The 18,132-nt window shown below is 56.5% G+C and carries 17 protein-coding genes and 1 pseudogene; 8 read left to right on the forward strand and 10 right to left on the reverse strand.

What is annotated here, in order from left to right:
• Positions 1 to 25 precede the first annotated feature (25 nt).
• Complete coding sequence (locus ACZ3HH_RS28880) at positions 26 to 337, forward strand: SDR family oxidoreductase (protein WP_465809880.1); 312 nt, start codon at positions 26 to 28, stop codon at positions 335 to 337.
• 71 nt (positions 338 to 408) lie between these two features.
• Here the strand turns inward: ACZ3HH_RS28880 and ACZ3HH_RS28885 are convergent, their stop codons facing one another.
• Together ACZ3HH_RS28885 and ACZ3HH_RS28890 are read right to left on the reverse strand one after the other, a co-directional pair.
• On the reverse strand, positions 409 to 1,608 hold the full coding sequence (locus ACZ3HH_RS28885) for an MFS transporter (RefSeq protein ID WP_465809846.1): 1,200 nt from the start codon (positions 1,606 to 1,608) through the stop codon (positions 409 to 411).
• An 86-nt stretch (positions 1,609 to 1,694) separates the two neighbouring features.
• The gene (locus ACZ3HH_RS28890) at positions 1,695 to 2,654 is read right to left on the reverse strand and encodes an alpha/beta hydrolase (protein ID WP_465809848.1); all 960 of its coding nucleotides are present in this window, start codon (positions 2,652 to 2,654) and stop codon (positions 1,695 to 1,697) included.
• A gap of 329 nt (positions 2,655 to 2,983) precedes the next feature.
• On the opposite strand from ACZ3HH_RS28890, the gene ACZ3HH_RS28895 reads away from it, so the two are divergent.
• Positions 2,984 to 3,901, forward strand: a complete 918-nt coding sequence (locus tag ACZ3HH_RS28895; RefSeq protein ID WP_465809850.1) for an AraC family transcriptional regulator — start codon at positions 2,984 to 2,986, stop codon at positions 3,899 to 3,901.
• A gap of 137 nt (positions 3,902 to 4,038) precedes the next feature.
• Complete coding sequence (locus tag ACZ3HH_RS28900; RefSeq protein WP_465809852.1) at positions 4,039 to 4,563, forward strand: cupin domain-containing protein; 525 nt, start codon at positions 4,039 to 4,041, stop codon at positions 4,561 to 4,563.
• 417 nt (positions 4,564 to 4,980) lie between these two features.
• On the opposite strand, the gene ACZ3HH_RS28905 is transcribed toward ACZ3HH_RS28900, so the two are convergent.
• From ACZ3HH_RS28905 to ACZ3HH_RS28915, 3 genes and pseudogenes are all read right to left on the reverse strand, one after another.
• Entirely contained in the window at positions 4,981 to 5,658 is a 678-nt protein-coding gene (locus ACZ3HH_RS28905) for a dTMP kinase (protein ID WP_465809854.1), read from the reverse strand.
• 303 nt (positions 5,659 to 5,961) lie between these two features.
• On the reverse strand, positions 5,962 to 6,540 hold the full coding sequence (gene gfa, locus ACZ3HH_RS28910) for an S-(hydroxymethyl)glutathione synthase (protein ID WP_465809856.1): 579 nt from the start codon (positions 6,538 to 6,540) through the stop codon (positions 5,962 to 5,964).
• Positions 6,541 to 6,603: 63 nt separating this feature from the next.
• A pseudogene (locus ACZ3HH_RS28915) lies at positions 6,604 to 6,702 on the reverse strand (hypothetical protein); the annotation flags it as partial.
• Here ACZ3HH_RS28915 and ACZ3HH_RS28920 point away from each other — a divergent pair.
• Both ACZ3HH_RS28920 and ACZ3HH_RS28925 read left to right on the forward strand, forming a co-directional pair.
• Positions 6,670 to 6,846 (forward strand): hypothetical protein, encoded by a 177-nt coding sequence (locus ACZ3HH_RS28920; RefSeq protein WP_465809858.1) that lies wholly within the window; start codon positions 6,670 to 6,672, stop codon positions 6,844 to 6,846. The pseudogene ACZ3HH_RS28915 and the gene ACZ3HH_RS28920 sit on opposite strands and share 33 nt — an antisense overlap.
• 365 nt (positions 6,847 to 7,211) lie before the next feature.
• Positions 7,212 to 12,044: a M10 family metallopeptidase C-terminal domain-containing protein gene (locus ACZ3HH_RS28925; RefSeq protein WP_465809860.1), complete on the forward strand. Its 4,833-nt coding sequence runs from the start codon at positions 7,212 to 7,214 to the stop codon at positions 12,042 to 12,044.
• Positions 12,045 to 12,240: 196 nt separating this feature from the next.
• Here the strand turns inward: ACZ3HH_RS28925 and ACZ3HH_RS28930 are convergent, their stop codons facing one another.
• Complete coding sequence (locus tag ACZ3HH_RS28930; protein WP_465809862.1) at positions 12,241 to 12,795, reverse strand: TetR/AcrR family transcriptional regulator; 555 nt, start codon at positions 12,793 to 12,795, stop codon at positions 12,241 to 12,243.
• A gap of 126 nt (positions 12,796 to 12,921) precedes the next feature.
• Here ACZ3HH_RS28930 and ACZ3HH_RS28935 point away from each other — a divergent pair, with 126 nt between their 5' ends.
• The gene (locus ACZ3HH_RS28935; RefSeq protein ID WP_465809864.1) at positions 12,922 to 13,542 is read left to right on the forward strand and encodes a DJ-1/PfpI family protein; all 621 of its coding nucleotides are present in this window, start codon (positions 12,922 to 12,924) and stop codon (positions 13,540 to 13,542) included.
• Positions 13,543 to 13,930: 388 nt separating this feature from the next.
• Positions 13,931 to 14,461, forward strand: coding sequence for a DUF2867 domain-containing protein (locus tag ACZ3HH_RS28940; protein WP_465809866.1), 531 nt, complete (start codon positions 13,931 to 13,933; stop codon positions 14,459 to 14,461).
• Here ACZ3HH_RS28940 and ACZ3HH_RS28945 read toward each other — a convergent pair.
• The 4 genes from ACZ3HH_RS28945 to ACZ3HH_RS28960 form a co-directional block, all read right to left on the reverse strand.
• A complete protein-coding gene (locus ACZ3HH_RS28945; RefSeq protein WP_465809868.1) occupies positions 14,448 to 14,675 on the reverse strand; it encodes a transposase in 228 nt (75 codons plus the stop codon). The genes ACZ3HH_RS28940 and ACZ3HH_RS28945 overlap by 14 nt on opposite strands.
• A gap of 114 nt (positions 14,676 to 14,789) precedes the next feature.
• Positions 14,790 to 15,311 (reverse strand): GNAT family N-acetyltransferase, encoded by a 522-nt coding sequence (locus ACZ3HH_RS28950; RefSeq protein ID WP_465809870.1) that lies wholly within the window; start codon positions 15,309 to 15,311, stop codon positions 14,790 to 14,792.
• A gap of 102 nt (positions 15,312 to 15,413) precedes the next feature.
• The gene (locus ACZ3HH_RS28955; RefSeq protein WP_465809872.1) at positions 15,414 to 16,832 is read right to left on the reverse strand and encodes an aldehyde dehydrogenase family protein; all 1,419 of its coding nucleotides are present in this window, start codon (positions 16,830 to 16,832) and stop codon (positions 15,414 to 15,416) included.
• Positions 16,833 to 16,845: 13 nt separating this feature from the next.
• Complete coding sequence (locus tag ACZ3HH_RS28960) at positions 16,846 to 17,886, reverse strand: homoserine dehydrogenase (RefSeq protein WP_465809874.1); 1,041 nt, start codon at positions 17,884 to 17,886, stop codon at positions 16,846 to 16,848.
• Between ACZ3HH_RS28960 and ACZ3HH_RS28965 the strand changes: the two genes are divergently transcribed.
• On the forward strand, positions 17,885 to 18,132 hold a 248-nt coding region (locus tag ACZ3HH_RS28965), incomplete at its 3' end, for a hypothetical protein (protein ID WP_465809876.1). The two genes, ACZ3HH_RS28960 and ACZ3HH_RS28965, sit on opposite strands and share 2 nt — an antisense overlap.

Genomic DNA, 18,132 nt, shown 5'->3' on the forward strand with positions numbered 1-18,132 from the left:
ATTCCTCAACAATAACTTCGCCTCGCTGGCCGGTGTCATCGGCCTGCAGGGATACGCCCCTTGCAACATGGCGAAGGAGGCGGTGCGCGCCTTGACTCGCTCGTCGGCAAGGGAGTGGGGCGCTGACAAGATCACGGTAAACAATGTCATGCCGGTTGCAGACCCTTGGGGTGCCGCGGCCAATGCGCCCGCACCCACTAACGTACTTGGGCGTTATGGATCACCCGAAGAGGACATTGCGCCGGTCGTGCTATTACTCGCCAGCAAGGATGCACAATTCCTGACGGGTTACAGCCTGACGCCGGACGGTGGCCAAATCATCGACAGCGCACGGTGATAGTCATGTCCAACCTGCGTGCGCATGCTCACCCGAAACCACAAGATATGCCTTGGCGTGTCGTGTGGTTATCAAGCGATGTTCGCCGCGGCAAGAGGCTCCCGCGATGCTGCGCGTGCAGCCAGGAAGGCAAGAACGGCCGCCACGCCCAGCACGGCGGCGCTCAACTCGAAGGTCGCTCGATAGCCGCTCAAGTCAAAGACCAGCCCGCCAACGGTTGCGCCAGACGCGATTGCCAGTTGGATGATCGCCACCATTAAGCCGCCTCCCGCTTCAGCAGCGTCTGGCAACGTTCTCGCCAGCCATGTCCACCATCCCACGGGCGCAGCAGTCGCAACCAGTCCCCAGAGGCCAAGCAAGACAGTCGTGGTGGCCGCCGAGCTACCGAATGAAACAAGCGCCAGTGCAATCACCGCCATCAAGATCGGGATGACGATGAGCGTTCGATGCAGGCCATTTTTCAACAACGCTTCAATCAGGAAGGTTCCTGCGAGGCCCGCAATACCCAGAACGAGCAACATCAACGACAGCATTGAAACACTGACGTGCGTGACCGTTTCAAGGAACGGGCGCAAATAGGTAAACAGCATGAACTGGCCCATGAAAAACACGCTGACCGCCACCATGCCTAACGCGACCGGCGTGCTTTTCATCAATTTGAAGACGTTGCCAGTGCCTGAACCGCTTTGCGATTTCATAGGGGGAAGGCTTAACAACAGCCATACACAAGCGACTATTGCGACTGGGATGACGCACAAGAATGCACCGCGCCAGCCAATCAGGGCACCGAGAAAACTGCCCAATGGCGCCGCAATAACCGTCGCCAAAGCGTTGCCGCCGTTGACGATTGCCATTGCCCGGGTGATCTGGTCATCAGGCACCAGGCGCATGGCGGTTGCCGCCGACAATGACCAGAAGCCACCTATCGCAACACCGATCAACGCGCGCCCGATCATGAACACCCAGTAGTTCGGGGCGAACGCGACGACTGTTCCAGAAAGAATCATAAGCAGTGTCAGTGAAAGAAGCAGCGGTTTGCGGTCAACCCGCGCAGCCACCGATGCGATCAGAAGACTGGTGAACAAGGCAAACAGCCCCGAAACGGAGATTCCCTGGCCGGCTTGTCCCTCGGTGACATGTAGATCTGCGGCAATCGGTGTCAGCAGGCTGATGGGCATGAACTCCGATGCCACCAGCACGAAGGCGGCAAGCGACATGGCGAATACGGCGCTCCATGATTTATGGGGCACTGGGAGGAGGCGATCAGTCATTGTTTGAATCCTGTATTGCGCGAAGCGTCGTAGCCCCGAGGACGAGGCTACGAGAGAAGTGATGCCCGGCCAGGGCACCGATCAGGCTATTTCAGGTTGCTTTTGAAGAACGTGGTCAACTTGGCGAATGGGATGAGGTTGACCCGGTCGTAGAGATCGACGTGTCCGGCATCTGGAATAATGAGCAACTCTTTAGGCTCGGCGGCCCGCTTGTAGGCGTCCTCACTGAACTCGCGTGAGTGTGCCTGGGCGCCGGCAATGAACAGCAGCGGGCGAGGGGAGAGAGTCTCGATGTCATTGAACGGATAGAAGTTCATGAACTTCACGTTGCTGGTCAGCGTCGGCATGGTGGTTGTCTGCGGCGATGCGCCCGCCGGAGTGACTTCGCCTCGGTGGGTGCGATAGAAATCGTAGAACTCGTCGCCCACGGCATTGCCGGTCAGTTTGAGCGGCGTGCCGCCGGTGTAGCGGATTTCGCCACCCTGGAATTCGGCATAGCGCTGCTCGGTGGCGTCGCGAATGATCTGCTGGCGTTGTTCCGCAGTCACTGCGTGTTTGAGACCGTTACGGTTGGCCGCACCCATGTCGTACATGCTGACGGTGGCGATGGCCTTCATGCGCGGATCAATCTTGGCCGCACTGATAGCGAAGCTGCCACTGCCGCAGATGCCGAGGACGCCGATTCGCTCAGGATCGACAATTGGGTGAGTGCCGAGAAAGTCCACGGCGGCACTGAAGTCTTCTGCGTAAATATCAGGCGAGACGGCCTGGCGAGGCGTGCCCTCGCTCTCGCCCCAGAAGGACAAATCCAGGGACAGTGTGACAAATCCTTGTTCGGCCATTTTGGTGGCGTACAAGTTCGCACTCTGCTCCTTCACCGCGCCCATTGGATGGCCGACGATGATGGCGGCGTTCTTGGATTTTGGGGCGAGGTCTTTCGGGGTGAACAGGTTGCCCGCCACCTTCATACCGTATTGATTTTTGAAGGTGACCTTTTCAACGGTCACTTTCTCGCTTTTATAGAAGTTGTCCGCGCCGTTTGACATATCGGCTCCCATTGAAGAAAAAGAGGTAACGAGAAGCCCCAGGGCAAGAAAAATTCCTTTCACCGGATAGTCCTTTCGATTGAGTCGTAGTTTGCTGGAGTGTTTTGACCCAAGTGCTTAATCAGCCAAGGCGTTGTCGATCACGAAGCGATACTTGACGTCATGGGAGATTCCTCAATGGGTGTGTCGGATGAACATTCTCCGGCTCTGCCCATACTCCCTGTAGTGCATTGCGCTGGATTACTTGCCTGATTCTATGAGTCTCTGTTTTTTTGCAGGACGGTCGTGAACTGGCGAGTTAGAGTTCAGCGAAGAGGTACAAAACGAACATGACGATCAAACACGACACCGCGCCTCAACAGACTTCGCCGCAAGAAACGCTTGCGCAGATCATCGGCGCGCAGATTCCGAAACCAGGTGATTACGGAACGCCCATTACGGGCCTCGGCTTCTTCAGGCGCGAACATCCATCGCCGCCCGTCGTCTGCATGGTCGAGCCAAGCATCATCCTCGTCGCCCGGGGTGAGAAACAGCTCTGGGTAGGCGGCGAAGGCTATCCGTATGACACGTCGCGATTTCTGATCACCTCATTGGACTTGCCTGCCAATTCAGAAGTGCTGGTGGCAAGCCCGGAACAGCCATGCCTGGGACTGACTTTGAAGCTCGACCTGCGCATGCTGGCTGAGCTGATAGCGCAAAGTGACCTGCCGCCAACCCGTGATCGATCAGTTGCGAAGGGGGTAGGAATTGGTTCAGTGACCCCTGCAATGCTGGCGTCATTCGAGCGCTTATTGGCACTGCTCGATGAGCCGGAGTCCATTCCTGTTCTCGCCCCGTTGATTCAACGCGAGATTCACTACCGTCTCTTGCAGAGTGACCAAGCGAGCCGGCTTCGACAAATAACTTCTGTCGATGGCCAAGGTTATCGGATCGCCAAAGCCATCGATTGGCTAAAGTTGAATTACACCTCAGCGCTTCGCATCGATGAACTTGCGGCCCGAGTGCAGATGAGCACTCCGACCTTTCACCACCACTTCCGCCAACTCACCACAATGAGCCCCTTGCAGTACCAGAAATGGCTGCGACTGAACGAGGCGAGGCGATTGATGCTCAATGAACATCAGGACGTATCCAGTGCGGCTTATAAGGTCGGATATGAAAGCCCGTCCCAGTTCAGCCGCGAATACAGCCGTCTGTTTGGCGTACCCCCCAAGCGGGATATTGCGGTGTTGCGAGGGCAGGGGTAGCTATAGAGTCAAGCTTTGCGTTTGCTCACGCTTTTAAACGCTATCGAAATAAAACGACTAAACAACCATTTAGCATAGTTATAATCTATCTAATTGATTTGCGTGATAGTCGCAGTATTTTAAGGAGGGCAATCCACATGACCAATAGTGAGCTCGATATTCAAATTCCCGACACTGAAGCGGTAATCGCCGCATTGGCTCTGGAGCCTCACATGGAAGGCGGTTTCTACCGAAGAACCTTTCAATCTGATCACCACGCTATGGTCGAGATCAATGGTGGTCAACGTCACTTGATGACTTCAATTTATTACTTGCTGACCAAGGATTCGCCGATCGGTCATTTCCACCTGAATCAATCGGACATCGTTCATTACTACCATTTGGGAAACCCGATTCAGTACAGACTGATTTTTCCAGACGGCACGTTGGAAACTGTCGTGATGGGCAACGACATTATCGCCGGGCAATGTTTGCAGCTGCATGTACCTGGTGGCGTCTGGAAAGCTTCGCAGCTTATGAATGGTTTAGCGGAATACGGTTTGATCAGTGAAGCGGTTTCACCAGGGTTTGATTATGCAGATATGGAGATGGGTAGCCGGCAGAAGCTCAGAGCGCAGTTTCCCGAACATTCGGAGCTGATTGGGAAGCTGACGCAAGGATGAGGGGCTTGGGGGAATTGAGGGCTTCAAAATCTGCGTGCAACCGGGCTAATCTTGAAACATGATGTTACGTGTAATGTATATTATGTTAAATGATGTGTCTGGGTGGAACTTCTCTCACTACGCTACCTTTGGCCGTAAACTTAATTTGGTCGGACGGAGCTGAATCCACAGCTTGCAGCATTTCTCTCCGTTTCCCAGCGTTCAGAGTGTTGCCACATTGGCCTTTCTCGATGCCTCCCAGAAAGAAAGCGTCATTGGCCATGAATGACGCCCCAACTCGTCCGCTTTCCTCTTGGTATACATCTCCAGCAATCGACGCTCGAACCGTCTGATCATGTATGACCCACCCCGGGAAGCTTCGGCTTAGAGTTCGATGACAGGCACCCAGATCAAAGCATCATCCGGCTACCGATCCTGCTAACGATCTATATCTACAGCTATCTCAGCCGCATCAAGGCCGGCGCAGCGAACTTCGCCTACAGGGCATCGAAGGACGCTATAGATCTCAGAAATCACCTGCATCGTTGCGTCTTCGATCGTTCCTTCATTACGGCATAAAACCCAGCCGTGATCTGCAATCGCTCGCTCGAACGCCTTGGTACAAGCGACATGTTCTTCCAGCTTATGGATCACAGTACTGCTCAGCCCACGCCGTCGTGCCGCTGCCCTTGCCCATGAAATTTCAGGGGCGGTGACAACCCCGATATGCAGGTCTGGCACTTGCACGTTTCTATCAATGTTCAGCTGTAGAATCTCTGCAAACGGGATTATCCGGCGAAACGCGGCATCAGACGGGTACCAGCGATCGATCAAGATGATGCTGCCTGGTGGCTGTTTAGCCAGCACGTGCCGGGAAATCCAGGTACGGCTATCAGCAAAGCGCTCACAAACCTCCAACTCCAAATCCCGGGTGGGATTTCTGACGAGTTTGTTCACGAGGGTCATTGTTTCACCCCTATAGGGATCGCTTTTTTTCTCGCAAAGTCGGATCACCTTTTTGTTGTCTGCCCTCAGTACTTTCGTAACGGCCTCCAACAGTGTGGTTTTGCCGGCTCCCTTGGGCCCATCCAGAGAAACAAACAGCGGACGATTCATTCTTCACATAACGATTGATATACGGTTTTTTTTGCCCGGTTCGTTCGCTGGAGCCGCTTGGCGCGACTACGCGAATCGAGTGGAGGGCCCTTTTGAACAGACATTGACGAACACTCTAACCCGGTTTCTGGCTAACGGGTCTCAAAATCCAGGGTTACAGCCGCTTATGAACATCGGTCATCGACCATAATAATGGGGCTTGAGCCCAACGCCCTTCACCTGAAACGCATCTAGGTGAAGGGGCGTTGCACCAATGGTTCGGCCAAGGGGGATCGAGTCGAATAATACATTCAGCAAATGGGTTTAACGGGATGCGAGAACGCCATTCAACTTCGCCACTTGCGTAGCCAATGCGTCCATCAGATCTGGCGACAAGCAATCATAAGGTTCCAAACCGAGCGCCCGCAGTTTTCCGCGGATTTCCTTCATGTCCTCCGGTGGCGTGCCGGTTTCGATGATCGATGAAACGAAAGCTGCAAAGCCCGCTGCAGCCCACCCTTTTTGCGGGGATAGCTCGGTATGCACAAAATCCAGGCCATAGAACGCGTGGTCTTTATTTTCGATGCGGCCGTACATATGTGCATGGCACTCTTTGCAGGCATGTCGTTGAATAGTCGCGCTCTCGTCGACGATGACCAGCTTTTCGGCGTTCGCGGTGACGCTGACTTTATCGCGAGGAACAACAGCAACGACCGCGAATTTCGCACCTGCGGGCTTCCAGCATTTGCTGCAGCCACAGGCGTGATTGTGCAGGGTCTGGGCGTCAATCCTGATTTCAACCTTATCAGTCGGACACAGGCATTGCAGGGTGCCGCCAGAGAAATTAGCAGCGCTTGGCTCTATTCCGTTGTCCAGCGAAGGATGAAGCTTCAATTTGCTCACGATAAACCTCCAATATCAGGGTGTATTGGAACTGGACCTGGAGCCTGAGCTCCAGGGTGCGGATCAGTATTTGATAGTGCCTTCATGCATCAGATCGAAGGCCTCATTAATACGTTCAAGTAGTATGGTATGAGTGACGAAGGGAGCCAGATCGATTTCGCCCGTTCTGTATCAAGAAGACCAGAATGGCTATTACCCCTACCAATCCCGGTTGCGAAGATGAGGACGCTCGCCTGCAGCGGCAACGATGAAGAAGCCGCCTTCCTGAAGGCGGTTTTTTTCTGCGACAAGCCTGAAATCACGTAGATGTTCACCCGCCTTCCTGTAGACCCAACCTCCCCCTTGATTGAAAACCTGCAATGACAGGTTCCTTCAACACCTCGGCATGAATTCAATACCCATGCCGATGCACATCCCATGATCGAACCTGAACCACCGTCTTCGCAAGCCCGCTCCCACAGGGCTTCACTCGCCCCCAAGCAAGCGTCAACAGAACGTTATTTTTTCAAAACATCTAAAAACCCTTTCCAACCGCTAATCAGTTAGTTCGGTTTTTTGACGCTTCCCCGATGCACGGTCACAACTTTTGCCCTCCTCCGGGTCATAACACGATAGCTGTCGATGGAATATTGGCATCTACCGAGGTTTTCGCCTGATACGGAGATAAGCTCATGATTTTCAACGTACAAAATTTTGGCGCCAAAGGAGATGGCATCACTGACGACACAGCGGCGATACAAAGTGCAATTAATGCCGCGGCCGCTGCAGGCGGTGGGCAGGTGTATATGCCCACCGGAACTTATATCGTTTCGGGAGGTGAGGAACCCTCCGACGGTTGCCTGATGCTCAAGAGCAACGTCTACCTGTACGGCGACGGCATGGGCGCAACGACGGTCAAGGTGGCTGACGGCTCCGACACCAAGATCACAGGGGTCATCCGCTCCGCCTATGGCGAGGAAACCCATGACTTCGGCGTCAGCAACCTCACCATCGATGGCAACCGTGACAGCACCACGGGCAAGATCGACGGTTGGTTCAATGGCTACATTCCCGGCGAAGCAGGCTACGACTCCAACGTCACCCTCGACAGTGTCGAGATCAAGGATTGCTCCGGGTACGGTTTCGACCCCCATGAGCAGACCGTCAACATGGTCATCAAGAACAGCGTGTCCCACGGCAACGGCCTGGACGGCTTCGTTGCTGACTTCCTCAGCAACAGTACCTTCGAAAACAACATCGCCTACGACAACGACCGCCACGGTTTCAACATCGTCACCAGCACCCACGATTTCACCATGACCAATAACATCGCCTACGACAACGGCGGCAATGGCATCGTGATCCAGCGTGGCAGCGAGGACATCCCCTCCCCCAGCAACATCACCATTACCGGTGGCGAGGTGTACAGCAACGGCGCCGAAGGGGTGCTGATCAAACTGTCCAGCGAGGTGACCGTCAGCGACGTCGATATCCACGACAATACCAGCGCCGGGATCCGCATCTACGGCAGCAATCACGTCGAAATCATCGACAACACGCTCAACAACAATTCCCTGGGCAGCCCCGTACCGGAAATCATCATCCAGTCCTACAACGACACCCTGGGCGTGTCCGGCATGTACTTCAACGGCAGCGATAACACGATCCAGGGCAACATCATCATCGGCAGCAACCTGTCGACCTACGGCGTTGCCGAACGCAACGAAGACGGCACTGATCGCAACGCCATTATTGGCAATACCATCAGCCACACCAGCAAGGGTGCCACGCTGATCTATGGTGACGGCAGCTATGTCAGCGCCACGGTGCCGATGATCACCGTGCAAGGTACCGCTGGCAACGACACCCTGCTGGGCAGCGCCGTCAGCGAGATTTTCTACGGTGGTGCCGGCAACGACACCATCAATGGCGGGGCCGGTGGCGACATTCTGGTGGGGGGTGCAGGCATCGACAAACTCACCGGTGGTACAGGCGCCGATACGTTCCGTTTCGCCACTCAGTCCGACAGTTACCGCAACGCAACCGCAAGTTTCGATGACACGATCACCGACTTCGACGTCACCCAGGACAAGATCGACCTCGCCGGACTCGGTTTCACCGGCTTGGGCAATGGCCATGGCGGCACCCTGCAGGTCAGCTACAGCGCCAGCAGCGACCGCACCTACATCAAGGACTACGACGCCGACGCCAGCGGCAATCGCTTCGAGTTGATTCTCTCGGGCAACCTCGCCAGCACCCTGACCGCCAGCAATTTCATCTTCAATCGTGTGGTCACCGGCACCAGCGGCAGCGACTCGCTGCTGGGTAGCGATTCGGCCGACACCCTGCTCGGCCTGGCGGGCAACGACAGCCTCAGTGGCGGCGCGGGCGACGACAGGCTCGACGGTGGCGCCGGTATGGACACCCTCACGGGTGGCGCCGGGGCGGACACCTTCGTGTTCTCCAACCGTCTGGACAGTTACCGCAACTACAATACCGGCGGCGCCAACCTTGGCGACCTGATCACCGACTTCGATGTCACCGCCGACAAGATCGACCTCTCGGCCATAGGTTTCACCGGCCTGGGGGATGGCAAGAACAACACCGTGTACGTGGTGCTTAACAGTGCCGGCACCAAGACTTACATCAAGTCATTGACCGCCGACGCCAATGGCAACCGCTTCGAAGTGGCACTGGACGGCAACTACCTCGGCAAGCTGACCAGCGCCAATTTCGTCTTCGCCACTTCGCCAACGGTCAACCATGCGCCGGTGATGGCAACGGCGTTGCTGGATCAGAACGCGACCGAGAACACCCCGTTCAGCTACGCGGTGCCGGCCACCAGCTTCACCGATCCGGATAATGACAGCCTCAGCTACACCGCGACCCTGGCCGATGGCAGCGCCCTGCCCGCGTGGCTGAGCTTCAATGCCACCAACCTGACGTTCACCGGCACGCCGACCAGCACTGCGTCCGGCAACTACAACGTACTGGTCAAAGCCACGGACCCGGCCGGTGCATCGGTCAGCGATAGCTTCGCCCTGGTCGTGGCCGATGCGCCCGCCAACACCATCACCGGCACCAACAATGCCGAAACCCTCAACGGCACGACGGGCGCAGACCTGATCCTCGGCCTCGGTGGCAACGACACAATCAAGGCCGGCACCGGCGCGGACATCGTCGACGGCGGCGCCGGACGCGATTCGCTGTACGGCGGCGACGGTGCCGACAGCTTTCGCTACACCAACGCACTCGACAGCTACCGCGACTACGACACGGGTGGTATCACGGCCACCGACACGATTTATGACTTCATAGTGGGCGTCGACAAGATCGATGTTTCGGCCCTGGGCTTTCTCGGCTTGGGCGATGGCAGCAATGGCACGCTGTACATCACCCTCAACGCGGCTGGCGACAAGACCTACATCAAGTCCGCCGAAGCGGATGCCGATGGCAATCGTTTTGAAATCGCCCTCAGCGGCAACTACCTCAACACCCTGACCGCCAGCGACTTCGTGTTCGGCGAGAGCACCCAGCAAGACATCCTCTACCTGCCCACCCTCGGTCAATCCAATGCACGCCTGCTGCGCATGACGGAGGACGACAATCAGTCCGGCACCTCGATGCTGGTCAACGACCTGGACCGCTACACCCCCTATGACGTGCGCAGCCAGTTCACCGATGCCAATGGCAACGGCATCGACATCGCGGTGGGCGGCAGCACGGTCACCGGCCTGTCGACGCTCAGCGCCGAGGAACTCAAGTTGTGCTGGTGGCTGACCGACACCAACCAACCCGGGGCTGCGCTGTTGCGCGCCGTGACGCTGCTGCAGGACCAGCTCACCGAACTGCAATCCATCAATAACGTCACCCTGGGCATCATTTGGGGCCAGGGCGAGGAAGCCGCCCAGGAGATTGCCAGCGCCACGGACAAAGCCGCGGCAGCAGCGGCCTACAAGGCCGCGACCCTGAAGGTGTTTGATTACCTGCATGCCCAGTTCGGCAACTTCAGCGTGTACTTGATGGAAACCGGTCACTACGAACAGGACGCGGCGCGTGCCCGTGGTTATTCGGAAGAAAAGATTGCCTCCATCGTCGAAGGGGTTGGCTATGTCCGCGCCGCCCAGGAAGCCATCGCTGCCGAGCGCGCCGACGTGCAGCTGGCGGTGGACTACACCGACCTCCCCTTGCGCCACGAAGTCGATCCACTGGCGTATCCCGACGACGTCTGGCACCTGCACGAGGAGTCGGCGGAGATCGTCGGCCAGCGCCTGGCCGACTACATTGCCAATGACCTTGGCTTCCAGGGCAACCCCAACGACAACAACAGCGTGCAGGACATTTTCGACAACGCTCAGAACTTGATTTCCGGTACCAGCCAGGCGGATACCCTGGTGGGCAGTTCGGGCAACGACAAACTGGATGGCGGCTTGGGTGCCGACACCATGACCGGTGGCGATGGCAACGACATCTACGTGGTCGATAACGCGTTAGACCGCGTGGTGGAAACCAACACCTCGACCTCGCAGATCGATACGGTGCTGGCTTCGGTCAGCTGGACGCTCGGCGCCAATCTCGAGAACCTGGTGCTCACCGGCGTGTCGGACATCAACGGCACCGGCAATGAGCGGCACAACTTCATCACCGGCAATGCCGCCAATAACGTGCTCAATGGTGCCGCAGGGGACGACAGCATGAGCGGCGGCAATGGCAACGACACCTACTATGTCGACAACACCGATGACGCCGTGATCGAGACCAACAGCAATGCGGTGTCTGGAGGGATCGACAGCGTGCACAGCAGCTTGGCGGCCTATACCCTCGGCAACAACGTCGAGCGTCTGTATATCGATAGCACTGGCGCCGCCAATGGCACGGGCAACGCGTTGGACAACACGCTGTTCGCCGGAGCCGGCAACAACGTGCTGGACGGGCGCGATGGCATTGACACGGTGTCCTTTGAACGCGCCCTGTCCGGCGTTACCGCAAACCTCTCGACGTCAGCGCAACAAAACACCGCGGGTTCCGGGCTCGACACCTTGAAATTCTGCGAAAACCTGACGGGAAGCGCCTACGCCGACAGTCTGTCGGGCAACAGCGCCGCGAACGTTCTGAACGGTGGTGCGGGCAACGATACGCTGGTGGGCGGTTCGGGCGATGACCGGTTGATCGGCGGTGCAGGCACCGACAACCTCACTGCTGGCACTGGCGCGGATACCTACGCGTTTGGTGCGCTGTCGGACATGGGCGTCGGGGTTTTGCGCGATGTGATCAACGGCTTCAAGAGCACCGAAGGCGATCTTCTGGATTTCACCGGCCTGGACGCCAACCCGCTGACCACCGCTGTCGACGCCTTCACCTTCATCGATAGCAACGCCTTCGACCCAGCCAACGCCACCGGCCAACTGCGCTTTGCCGATGGCATTCTCTACGGCAGTGTCGATGCCGACGCCACCCCCGAGTTCGAAATCCAATTGGTGGGCGTCCAGGCGCTGCACGCCAGCGATTTCACCACCTTGGGTTAGGTCATATCCTGTGGGAGCGATCATTCCCGCTCCCACAGGGGAGTTGCAGAGGCAATCGAACGGTAAGCGTACGGGGAAATTGCTATAGCGCGCAAAGGCTTGAAGCGTTGCAGATTGGTAGCGACGTCCCTACCCCAAACACATTTGCAGCGGCACGCGAACTCTATTTATTCAGTTACCCAATTTAGCTCATGACTTAGACCCGCCACGGTGGAAGAGCCCCTTCGAAAAGTGAAAAGGCTCGATGCAGGAAACTGTTGAAGCGAGCAGCATCACGCCGCAGCCCTGCCTGTTGACCACCAATCAGGCACAGATGGGCCATCTGACCAATCACTTCTGCTTCGCCTGGCATATGGACCAAGCGGCGGCACGTCCGTATCGCGAAGTCCAGTCGTCTTGTGTCAACACGCTGCTGAAACTCGCCTACCAACGGATCGTGCAGCGACCAGGCTCGGATGGAAACTTCCCGCCCAGGTTGTTTCTCAGCGGCAATACTCAAGTAGCGTTTCAAGGTTTCGCCCGCGCTACGACCCTGCGCCGCATAAGCGAGCATGCGCTCCGTGTAGTCTTCTTCCCAAGCGGCCAGCAAGGTGCGGACAAAGTCTTCGCGATTGCGGAAATGGTGATAGAACGATCCGCGGGTCACATTCAATCGGCGCGATAGACTCTCGGCCGAAACGCCAACATGCCCTATTTGGTCGAGGGCCTCAAAACCAGCCGCGATCCAATGGTTACGAGTTAGTTTTCTCACCCGTTACTTCGCTCCATATTTAGCGCCATACAGACTGTGTATGGTGCGCAACCGATTGATACGCTGCGAACACCAGCAAAGATGGCCGTTGCGTTTTGCACGCCAGCACTTTTCATGGAGCTCGCCTTGAAGAAAATCGTTCTGGTTGCTTTCGACCAATTCACTGATATCGACCTATTCCTGATGTGGGACATTTTAGGCCGCAACACTGAAGACTGGCACGTCCGAATATTGGGTGCTAGCTCTATCGTGCGATCGGCGCACGGACTGCCTGTTTCGGTGCACGGTCCGCTTTCCGAGGCCAATAGTGCCGACGCGGTATTGTTCGTCAGCGGCAAGGAAGGGATACCCGCTGCACTTGCCGCCCCGGATTTCCTGCCGTCGTTTGAACTTGACTCCAGACGCCAGCGAATCGGCTCCATATGTGCCGGAGCTTTCATTCTCGAACGGCTTGGGCTGCTCAGCGGCCAAGCAACTACACACCCGGATGCACGATCGAGCTTGCAAGCTCTGGGACTTGAGCCCGTGGACCAGCCTCTTGTATGCCAGGGGAACGTTGCAACCGCTGGCGGATGCCTTTCGGCGCTCTATCTGGTGGGATGGTTGGTTGAATCCTGGTTCGATGTCGACAAGCGCCGTGCGACGTTGCTCCCTGTTCTGCCAGCCGGGCAGCAAGAGCTCTATGATGCCTTGATCGGGCTCAGTATCCGACAAGGAGAAGTTGGCGCCTCAACAACATCCAGTTAATCCATGCTCGCTCAGCGAGGCTCTGGACCTCATCAAGGCGTGGACATTGGTTATCCGGACGGCATCGCCACGACCCATGCGAGCTCCGCTCCTGGTGCGCTACTGCGCCTGGAACCTGAAGTTGCCGTGAACCCCACACTTGAACACGTACCTGATAGCCTGAGTAGGCACGCCGCAATATGGAAAAAGAGCCGCTTGTACAGCGAGATTCCTCCACTATGCAGATACCTCGTGTGCTTGGGAATGAGCAGTGACGGCTTGAACGTCACTTCTAAGCTAGACAAGCACTGACAGGGCGACAAGGAGCGTTATACGACAAACCATCGCAACAAGAAACGCGACATGGCATGTCGTCTAATTAGTAGTTAGAACTCAGGAGAGATCCCCGATGCCCCGAGAATTTGAGCTCATTATGTCCGTGCCAGTCCCCTCGAGGTCCGGCATCACCCACCTTTACAAGTCGATGAACCTGGCGGACGCTTTTGCGATTCGGCTCCCTGCGGGCACATCTAGCAATCCAGACTTGCTAGCTCGATTCATCCTTTCCCACCAGCCATCCTGGATCGGATGGCTCATGAAAGTCCGAGACACTATCGTTGCCTGTTTTGGTCTCAAGACAGCCAAACACTTGGCAACACTTGCTAATCGGATTGGAATTTTCAAGGTCTACAGCACGAACCAGACTGAAGTCGTGTTGGGAGAGGACGACCAGCACCTCGACTTCCGGATATCGATCCTATGTTCCGGAGAGGCAGAGCCAGAAGGCAGTCGCCAACTCGTTTTTTCAACCGTGGTCCAGTGCCACAACCGTCTAGGCCGGGCCTACATCTTCGTTATTGCCCCATTTCACCGCTTGGTTGTTAAGGCCAGCCTCCTGCGTGCAGCGCGCGTCGGTTGGCCTCTGGCTACCTGCCCCTAAGGCTGAGAGCGCTGTGTGCCCCCTGAGGTCTAACCCTTCCATCGAAAGGCAGCTCCATGGCTTTGCTCGTTTGTACCCGAATCCATTTATGGACGAGGTTCGCGTTAAGGCTGTGCTTCTGCGCAACGCTGGCAATCGAAGCTCCAGGCTGGGCGCACTCTTGGACAACCTGGGCCTTGAAGGATTTGGAATAGGAACGGCGTTGTGGCTGCATGGAAAGACCCGCTTAAAAGGCTAGAAATGGTGTCCGCTTAAATTAGGTGGACACCATCGCCTTTGGCGTCGAGGTCAGAAAGGTGAGTTGGCCGGACGGTTACATCGAACGCGCCTATCGGGAAAGTTCACATGCCATTACAACCATCCCAATTTCAGCCAGGTCAGTTTTGAACGGGATTTCACCGATCTTTTGGAAACCAAAACCCTCATAGAAGCGCCGCGCATTTGAATTGGTCTTTAGCACGTCAAGCCAGAGCAAGCGTTCTCCGCGCTCTATCGCTCGGTTGCAAATGAAGCGCAGAAGCTGTTTCCCATACCCTCGCCCTGCTTCGGATTTGAGGAAGTAAATCTTTTGAAGCTCCACGCCCACTTCGCCAGTTAAAGGCGCAGGTGCTGACCAGTTAACTTTGGAAAAGCCTACGACCCTACCGCTTTCGTCTGAGGCTATAAGCCACAAATGGCTAGCGGATGATTCGAGTGATTGGCCGAGCGCGCTGGGTGAGAAGTCTCGATTGAGGAAACCCTGCATGCCGGCGAGAGACCAAATGGCCGAAAAATGCTCTTGGTAGGTCTTACAGCCGACGTCACGTAGAACATCGAGGTCGGCTTTGGTAGCTTCACGAATGTTGATCATATTCCTCCCTGGTTTATCGCATGAAGCGTTTGATGGGAGCTCCTTTGTCTTAGTTGCCAAGGGCCGACCTGACCTCGGTTCTATCGACACCAAAGCAGAGTGTCAACCCATCTCGTTGATGCAGACCACTTTGGGTTGCGTCATGTCCTCGTAGGCGAATCGAACACCTTCTCGCCCCAGACTTCCGTACTTGAAGCCACCAAAAGGCATGGCATCAAAACGATAATCGGAAGAATCATTGATCATCACCCCGCCGGCTTCAATTTGCCGCGCCAATTTCAAGGCCTTGGAAAGATCACGGGTGAAGACTCCCGCATGCAAGCTGTACTCTGGCGCGTTGGCCAGAGCAACGGCATCATCCAGATGGTCAAAAGGCTCCAGGATGACCACCGGCGCGAAGACCTCCTGCTGCCAGATCCGACTGTTATGGCTTACACGCTCCAGCACGGTCGGCGCATAGCTTCCCACTTGACGATGGTGTCCGCACAGAAGAAGAGCCCCCTCGGCCAGCGCCTCATTCACCCACTGTTCGGTGCGACGAGCCGCCTGCTCCGTAATCATTGGGCCAACATCCGTTGCTCGCTGATCAGGATCGCCAAGTACCAATGCACGCGCCTGGCTGACAAAACGCTCGCGGAAATCTTCGTAGATTGAACGGTGTACGAGGATGCGCTGCGTGCCGATGCAATTCTGTCCTGCTGCCCAGAAAGCACCTGATACACAAGACTCTACGGTCGGTTCAAGATCACAATCTTCGAGCACGAGAACCGGTGCATTTCCCCCCAGATCCATGGCCAGCTTCTTCAAGCCTGCACTACGAGCAATGGACTCTCCAGTGGCAAAACCACCTGTGAAAGAGATCATCCGCACTTCGCGCAGCTCCACCAATGCTTTACCCAGATCGACGCCTCCGGTCGCCGGGGTCACCACGGACGGAGGCAGCCCCGCCGCCACCAGACACTCAACCAGCTTGAGAGCCGACAACGGTGCGAGCTCTGAGGGTTTCAGAATCACAGCATTGCCACCGGCAATGGCCGGGCCCAGTTTATGGGCGACCAGGTTCAGCGGATCGTTGTAGGGGGTGATCGCGACGATAAGCCCCAACGGTTCGCGAGTGAACCAGCCTTGGCGCGATTCTGAGCCTTCATATGCCTCAAATGGAATCACTTCCCCGGCGTTACGACGGGCCTCATCCGCCGATAGCTTCAGCGTGTTCACACAACGCTTCACTTCCTTCTCTGCTTGTCGCAGCGTCTTTCCGGCCTCTGCAACAATGAGTCTGGCAAACGCTTCAGCCTCAAGTTCCACCCGCCGCGCCGTTTCCTCAAGGACGCGTGCACGAAGGTGACGAGGCATTGCCGCACTCTCACGCACGCCAATCCGCGCACGCTCCAGCAAGCCAGGAACAGCGGTTGCATCGAGGCAAGGCACGCTTCCCACCAAGCGACCATCGAATGGACTGAACACATCAATCTGTTTGGCATCAACAAGCTGGATATTGGCCATGCTGGATACATTCATGACGACTCTCCTGTTACTTGCCGTGAGTGGTGTGGATGGCGATGATGTCTGACAGCAATGCGAAGGCAGTTTCGATACGTCCTGCTCCAGGGCCGGATACCGTAACTGCACCCAACAGTGCAGTGTTGAACGACACCGCGTTGGTCGCACCGCAAATACCTGCGAGAGGATGCGAACTCGGCAGCAGTCGAGCCTCTACACTCGCTCGAACCGAGCCATCAACTTCGCGACTTGCAGAGCCGATCAGCTTCCAACTCGCACCATTGGCGCTTGCCTGAGCGATGTCTTCTGGACTGATGCTGCTAATCCCCGAGCAAGCCACATCGCTGACGTTCAATCGAGCATTGAGCAGTTCGTTGGCGAGGATCACCACCTTGAGGCGGACGTCAAACCCCTCCACATCGGCAGTCGGGTCGGCCTCGGCATAGCCGAGCTGTTGAGCCTGAGCGACGGCCTCGTTGAAAGTCAGGCCATCCTTCATGCGGCTCAGCACGTAATTGGAAGTCCCGTTCAGGATGCCTTCAAAGCCTTGAACCTCTGCACCTGCCAGCGCCTGTCTTGCCAGACGAATCACCGGCGTGCCGCTCATAACCGAACCTTCGTACTCGAAGGCAACACCATGACGACGGGCCAAATCCTTCAGCTCAGCGCCGTGCAATGCAATGGGTCCCTTGTTGGTGGTCACAACATCGATGCCGCTTTCCAGAGCCCAGCGGCAGAAGGTAGTAGCGGGCTCACCATCGACAGGGTTGGTGAAGGTGGCTTCAGCCATCATGTCAGCACCAGAATGCTTGATGACGGTTTCGGTTAACGCCTCAGCGGTGCCTCCAGGCAGCTGAGCGAACGCCCCCTTCTCGATCGGCAGAGCGACCAACTGCTTTTCATCCAGCCCCTCTTTAGCAACGATGGAACCAAGAAAAATATCAGTCACACCGACGATTTTGATCCCAAAACCCAGCGATGCTTTCCACTCGGCGTTACGATCTGCGACCAGTTGAGCCAGGCCGCGGTTGACGCCACCAAAGCCCACCAGGGCAATTTTGTATTCAGTCATGAAAGCAGTCCTCTTGGATGTTGTTCGACAGGAACATCGTAAGAGTCGGGCTCTGGCAGTTGAATATGGCAGAGTGCTGTATTTGTTGGCCGTTTTGCCCGTACAAAAAGACGAGGTGTACAGAGGCAGAAAGCCTAATGCCGGTAAGTTAAGGAATTGGAGCGACGAAAATCCTGTGGGAGCGTGGCTTGCCCGCGAAGAATGCACCGCGGTTTTTCAGGTACTACGCGTCATCGTTCTTCGCGG

It is taken from the genome of Pseudomonas sp. PME37.24/025 (genome assembly GCF_055556615.1).

What these genes read in the sequence shown, in the direction of transcription:
- ACZ3HH_RS28950 (WP_465809870.1), bottom strand. Translation starts at nt 15,311, where the DNA reads ATGATCAACATTCGTGAAGCTACCAAAGCCGACCTCGATGTTCTACGT.
- ACZ3HH_RS28885 (WP_465809846.1), bottom strand. Translation starts at nt 1,608, where the DNA reads ATGACTGATCGCCTCCTCCCAGTGCCCCATAAATCATGGAGCGCCGTA.
- ACZ3HH_RS28955 (WP_465809872.1), bottom strand. Translation starts at nt 16,832, where the DNA reads ATGAATGTATCCAGCATGGCCAATATCCAGCTTGTTGATGCCAAACAG.
- ACZ3HH_RS28945 (WP_465809868.1), bottom strand. Translation starts at nt 14,675, where the DNA reads ATGCAGCCACAACGCCGTTCCTATTCCAAATCCTTCAAGGCCCAGGTT.
- ACZ3HH_RS28920 (WP_465809858.1), top strand. Translation starts at nt 6,670, where the DNA reads ATGAGTGACGAAGGGAGCCAGATCGATTTCGCCCGTTCTGTATCAAGA.
- ACZ3HH_RS28940 (WP_465809866.1), top strand. Translation starts at nt 13,931, where the DNA reads ATGCCCCGAGAATTTGAGCTCATTATGTCCGTGCCAGTCCCCTCGAGG.
- ACZ3HH_RS28890 (WP_465809848.1), bottom strand. Translation starts at nt 2,654, where the DNA reads ATGTCAAACGGCGCGGACAACTTCTATAAAAGCGAGAAAGTGACCGTT.
- ACZ3HH_RS28900 (WP_465809852.1), top strand. Translation starts at nt 4,039, where the DNA reads ATGACCAATAGTGAGCTCGATATTCAAATTCCCGACACTGAAGCGGTA.
- ACZ3HH_RS28905 (WP_465809854.1), bottom strand. Translation starts at nt 5,658, where the DNA reads ATGAATCGTCCGCTGTTTGTTTCTCTGGATGGGCCCAAGGGAGCCGGC.
- ACZ3HH_RS28895 (WP_465809850.1), top strand. Translation starts at nt 2,984, where the DNA reads ATGACGATCAAACACGACACCGCGCCTCAACAGACTTCGCCGCAAGAA.
- ACZ3HH_RS28925 (WP_465809860.1), top strand. Translation starts at nt 7,212, where the DNA reads ATGATTTTCAACGTACAAAATTTTGGCGCCAAAGGAGATGGCATCACT.
- ACZ3HH_RS28960 (WP_465809874.1), bottom strand. Translation starts at nt 17,886, where the DNA reads ATGACTGAATACAAAATTGCCCTGGTGGGCTTTGGTGGCGTCAACCGC.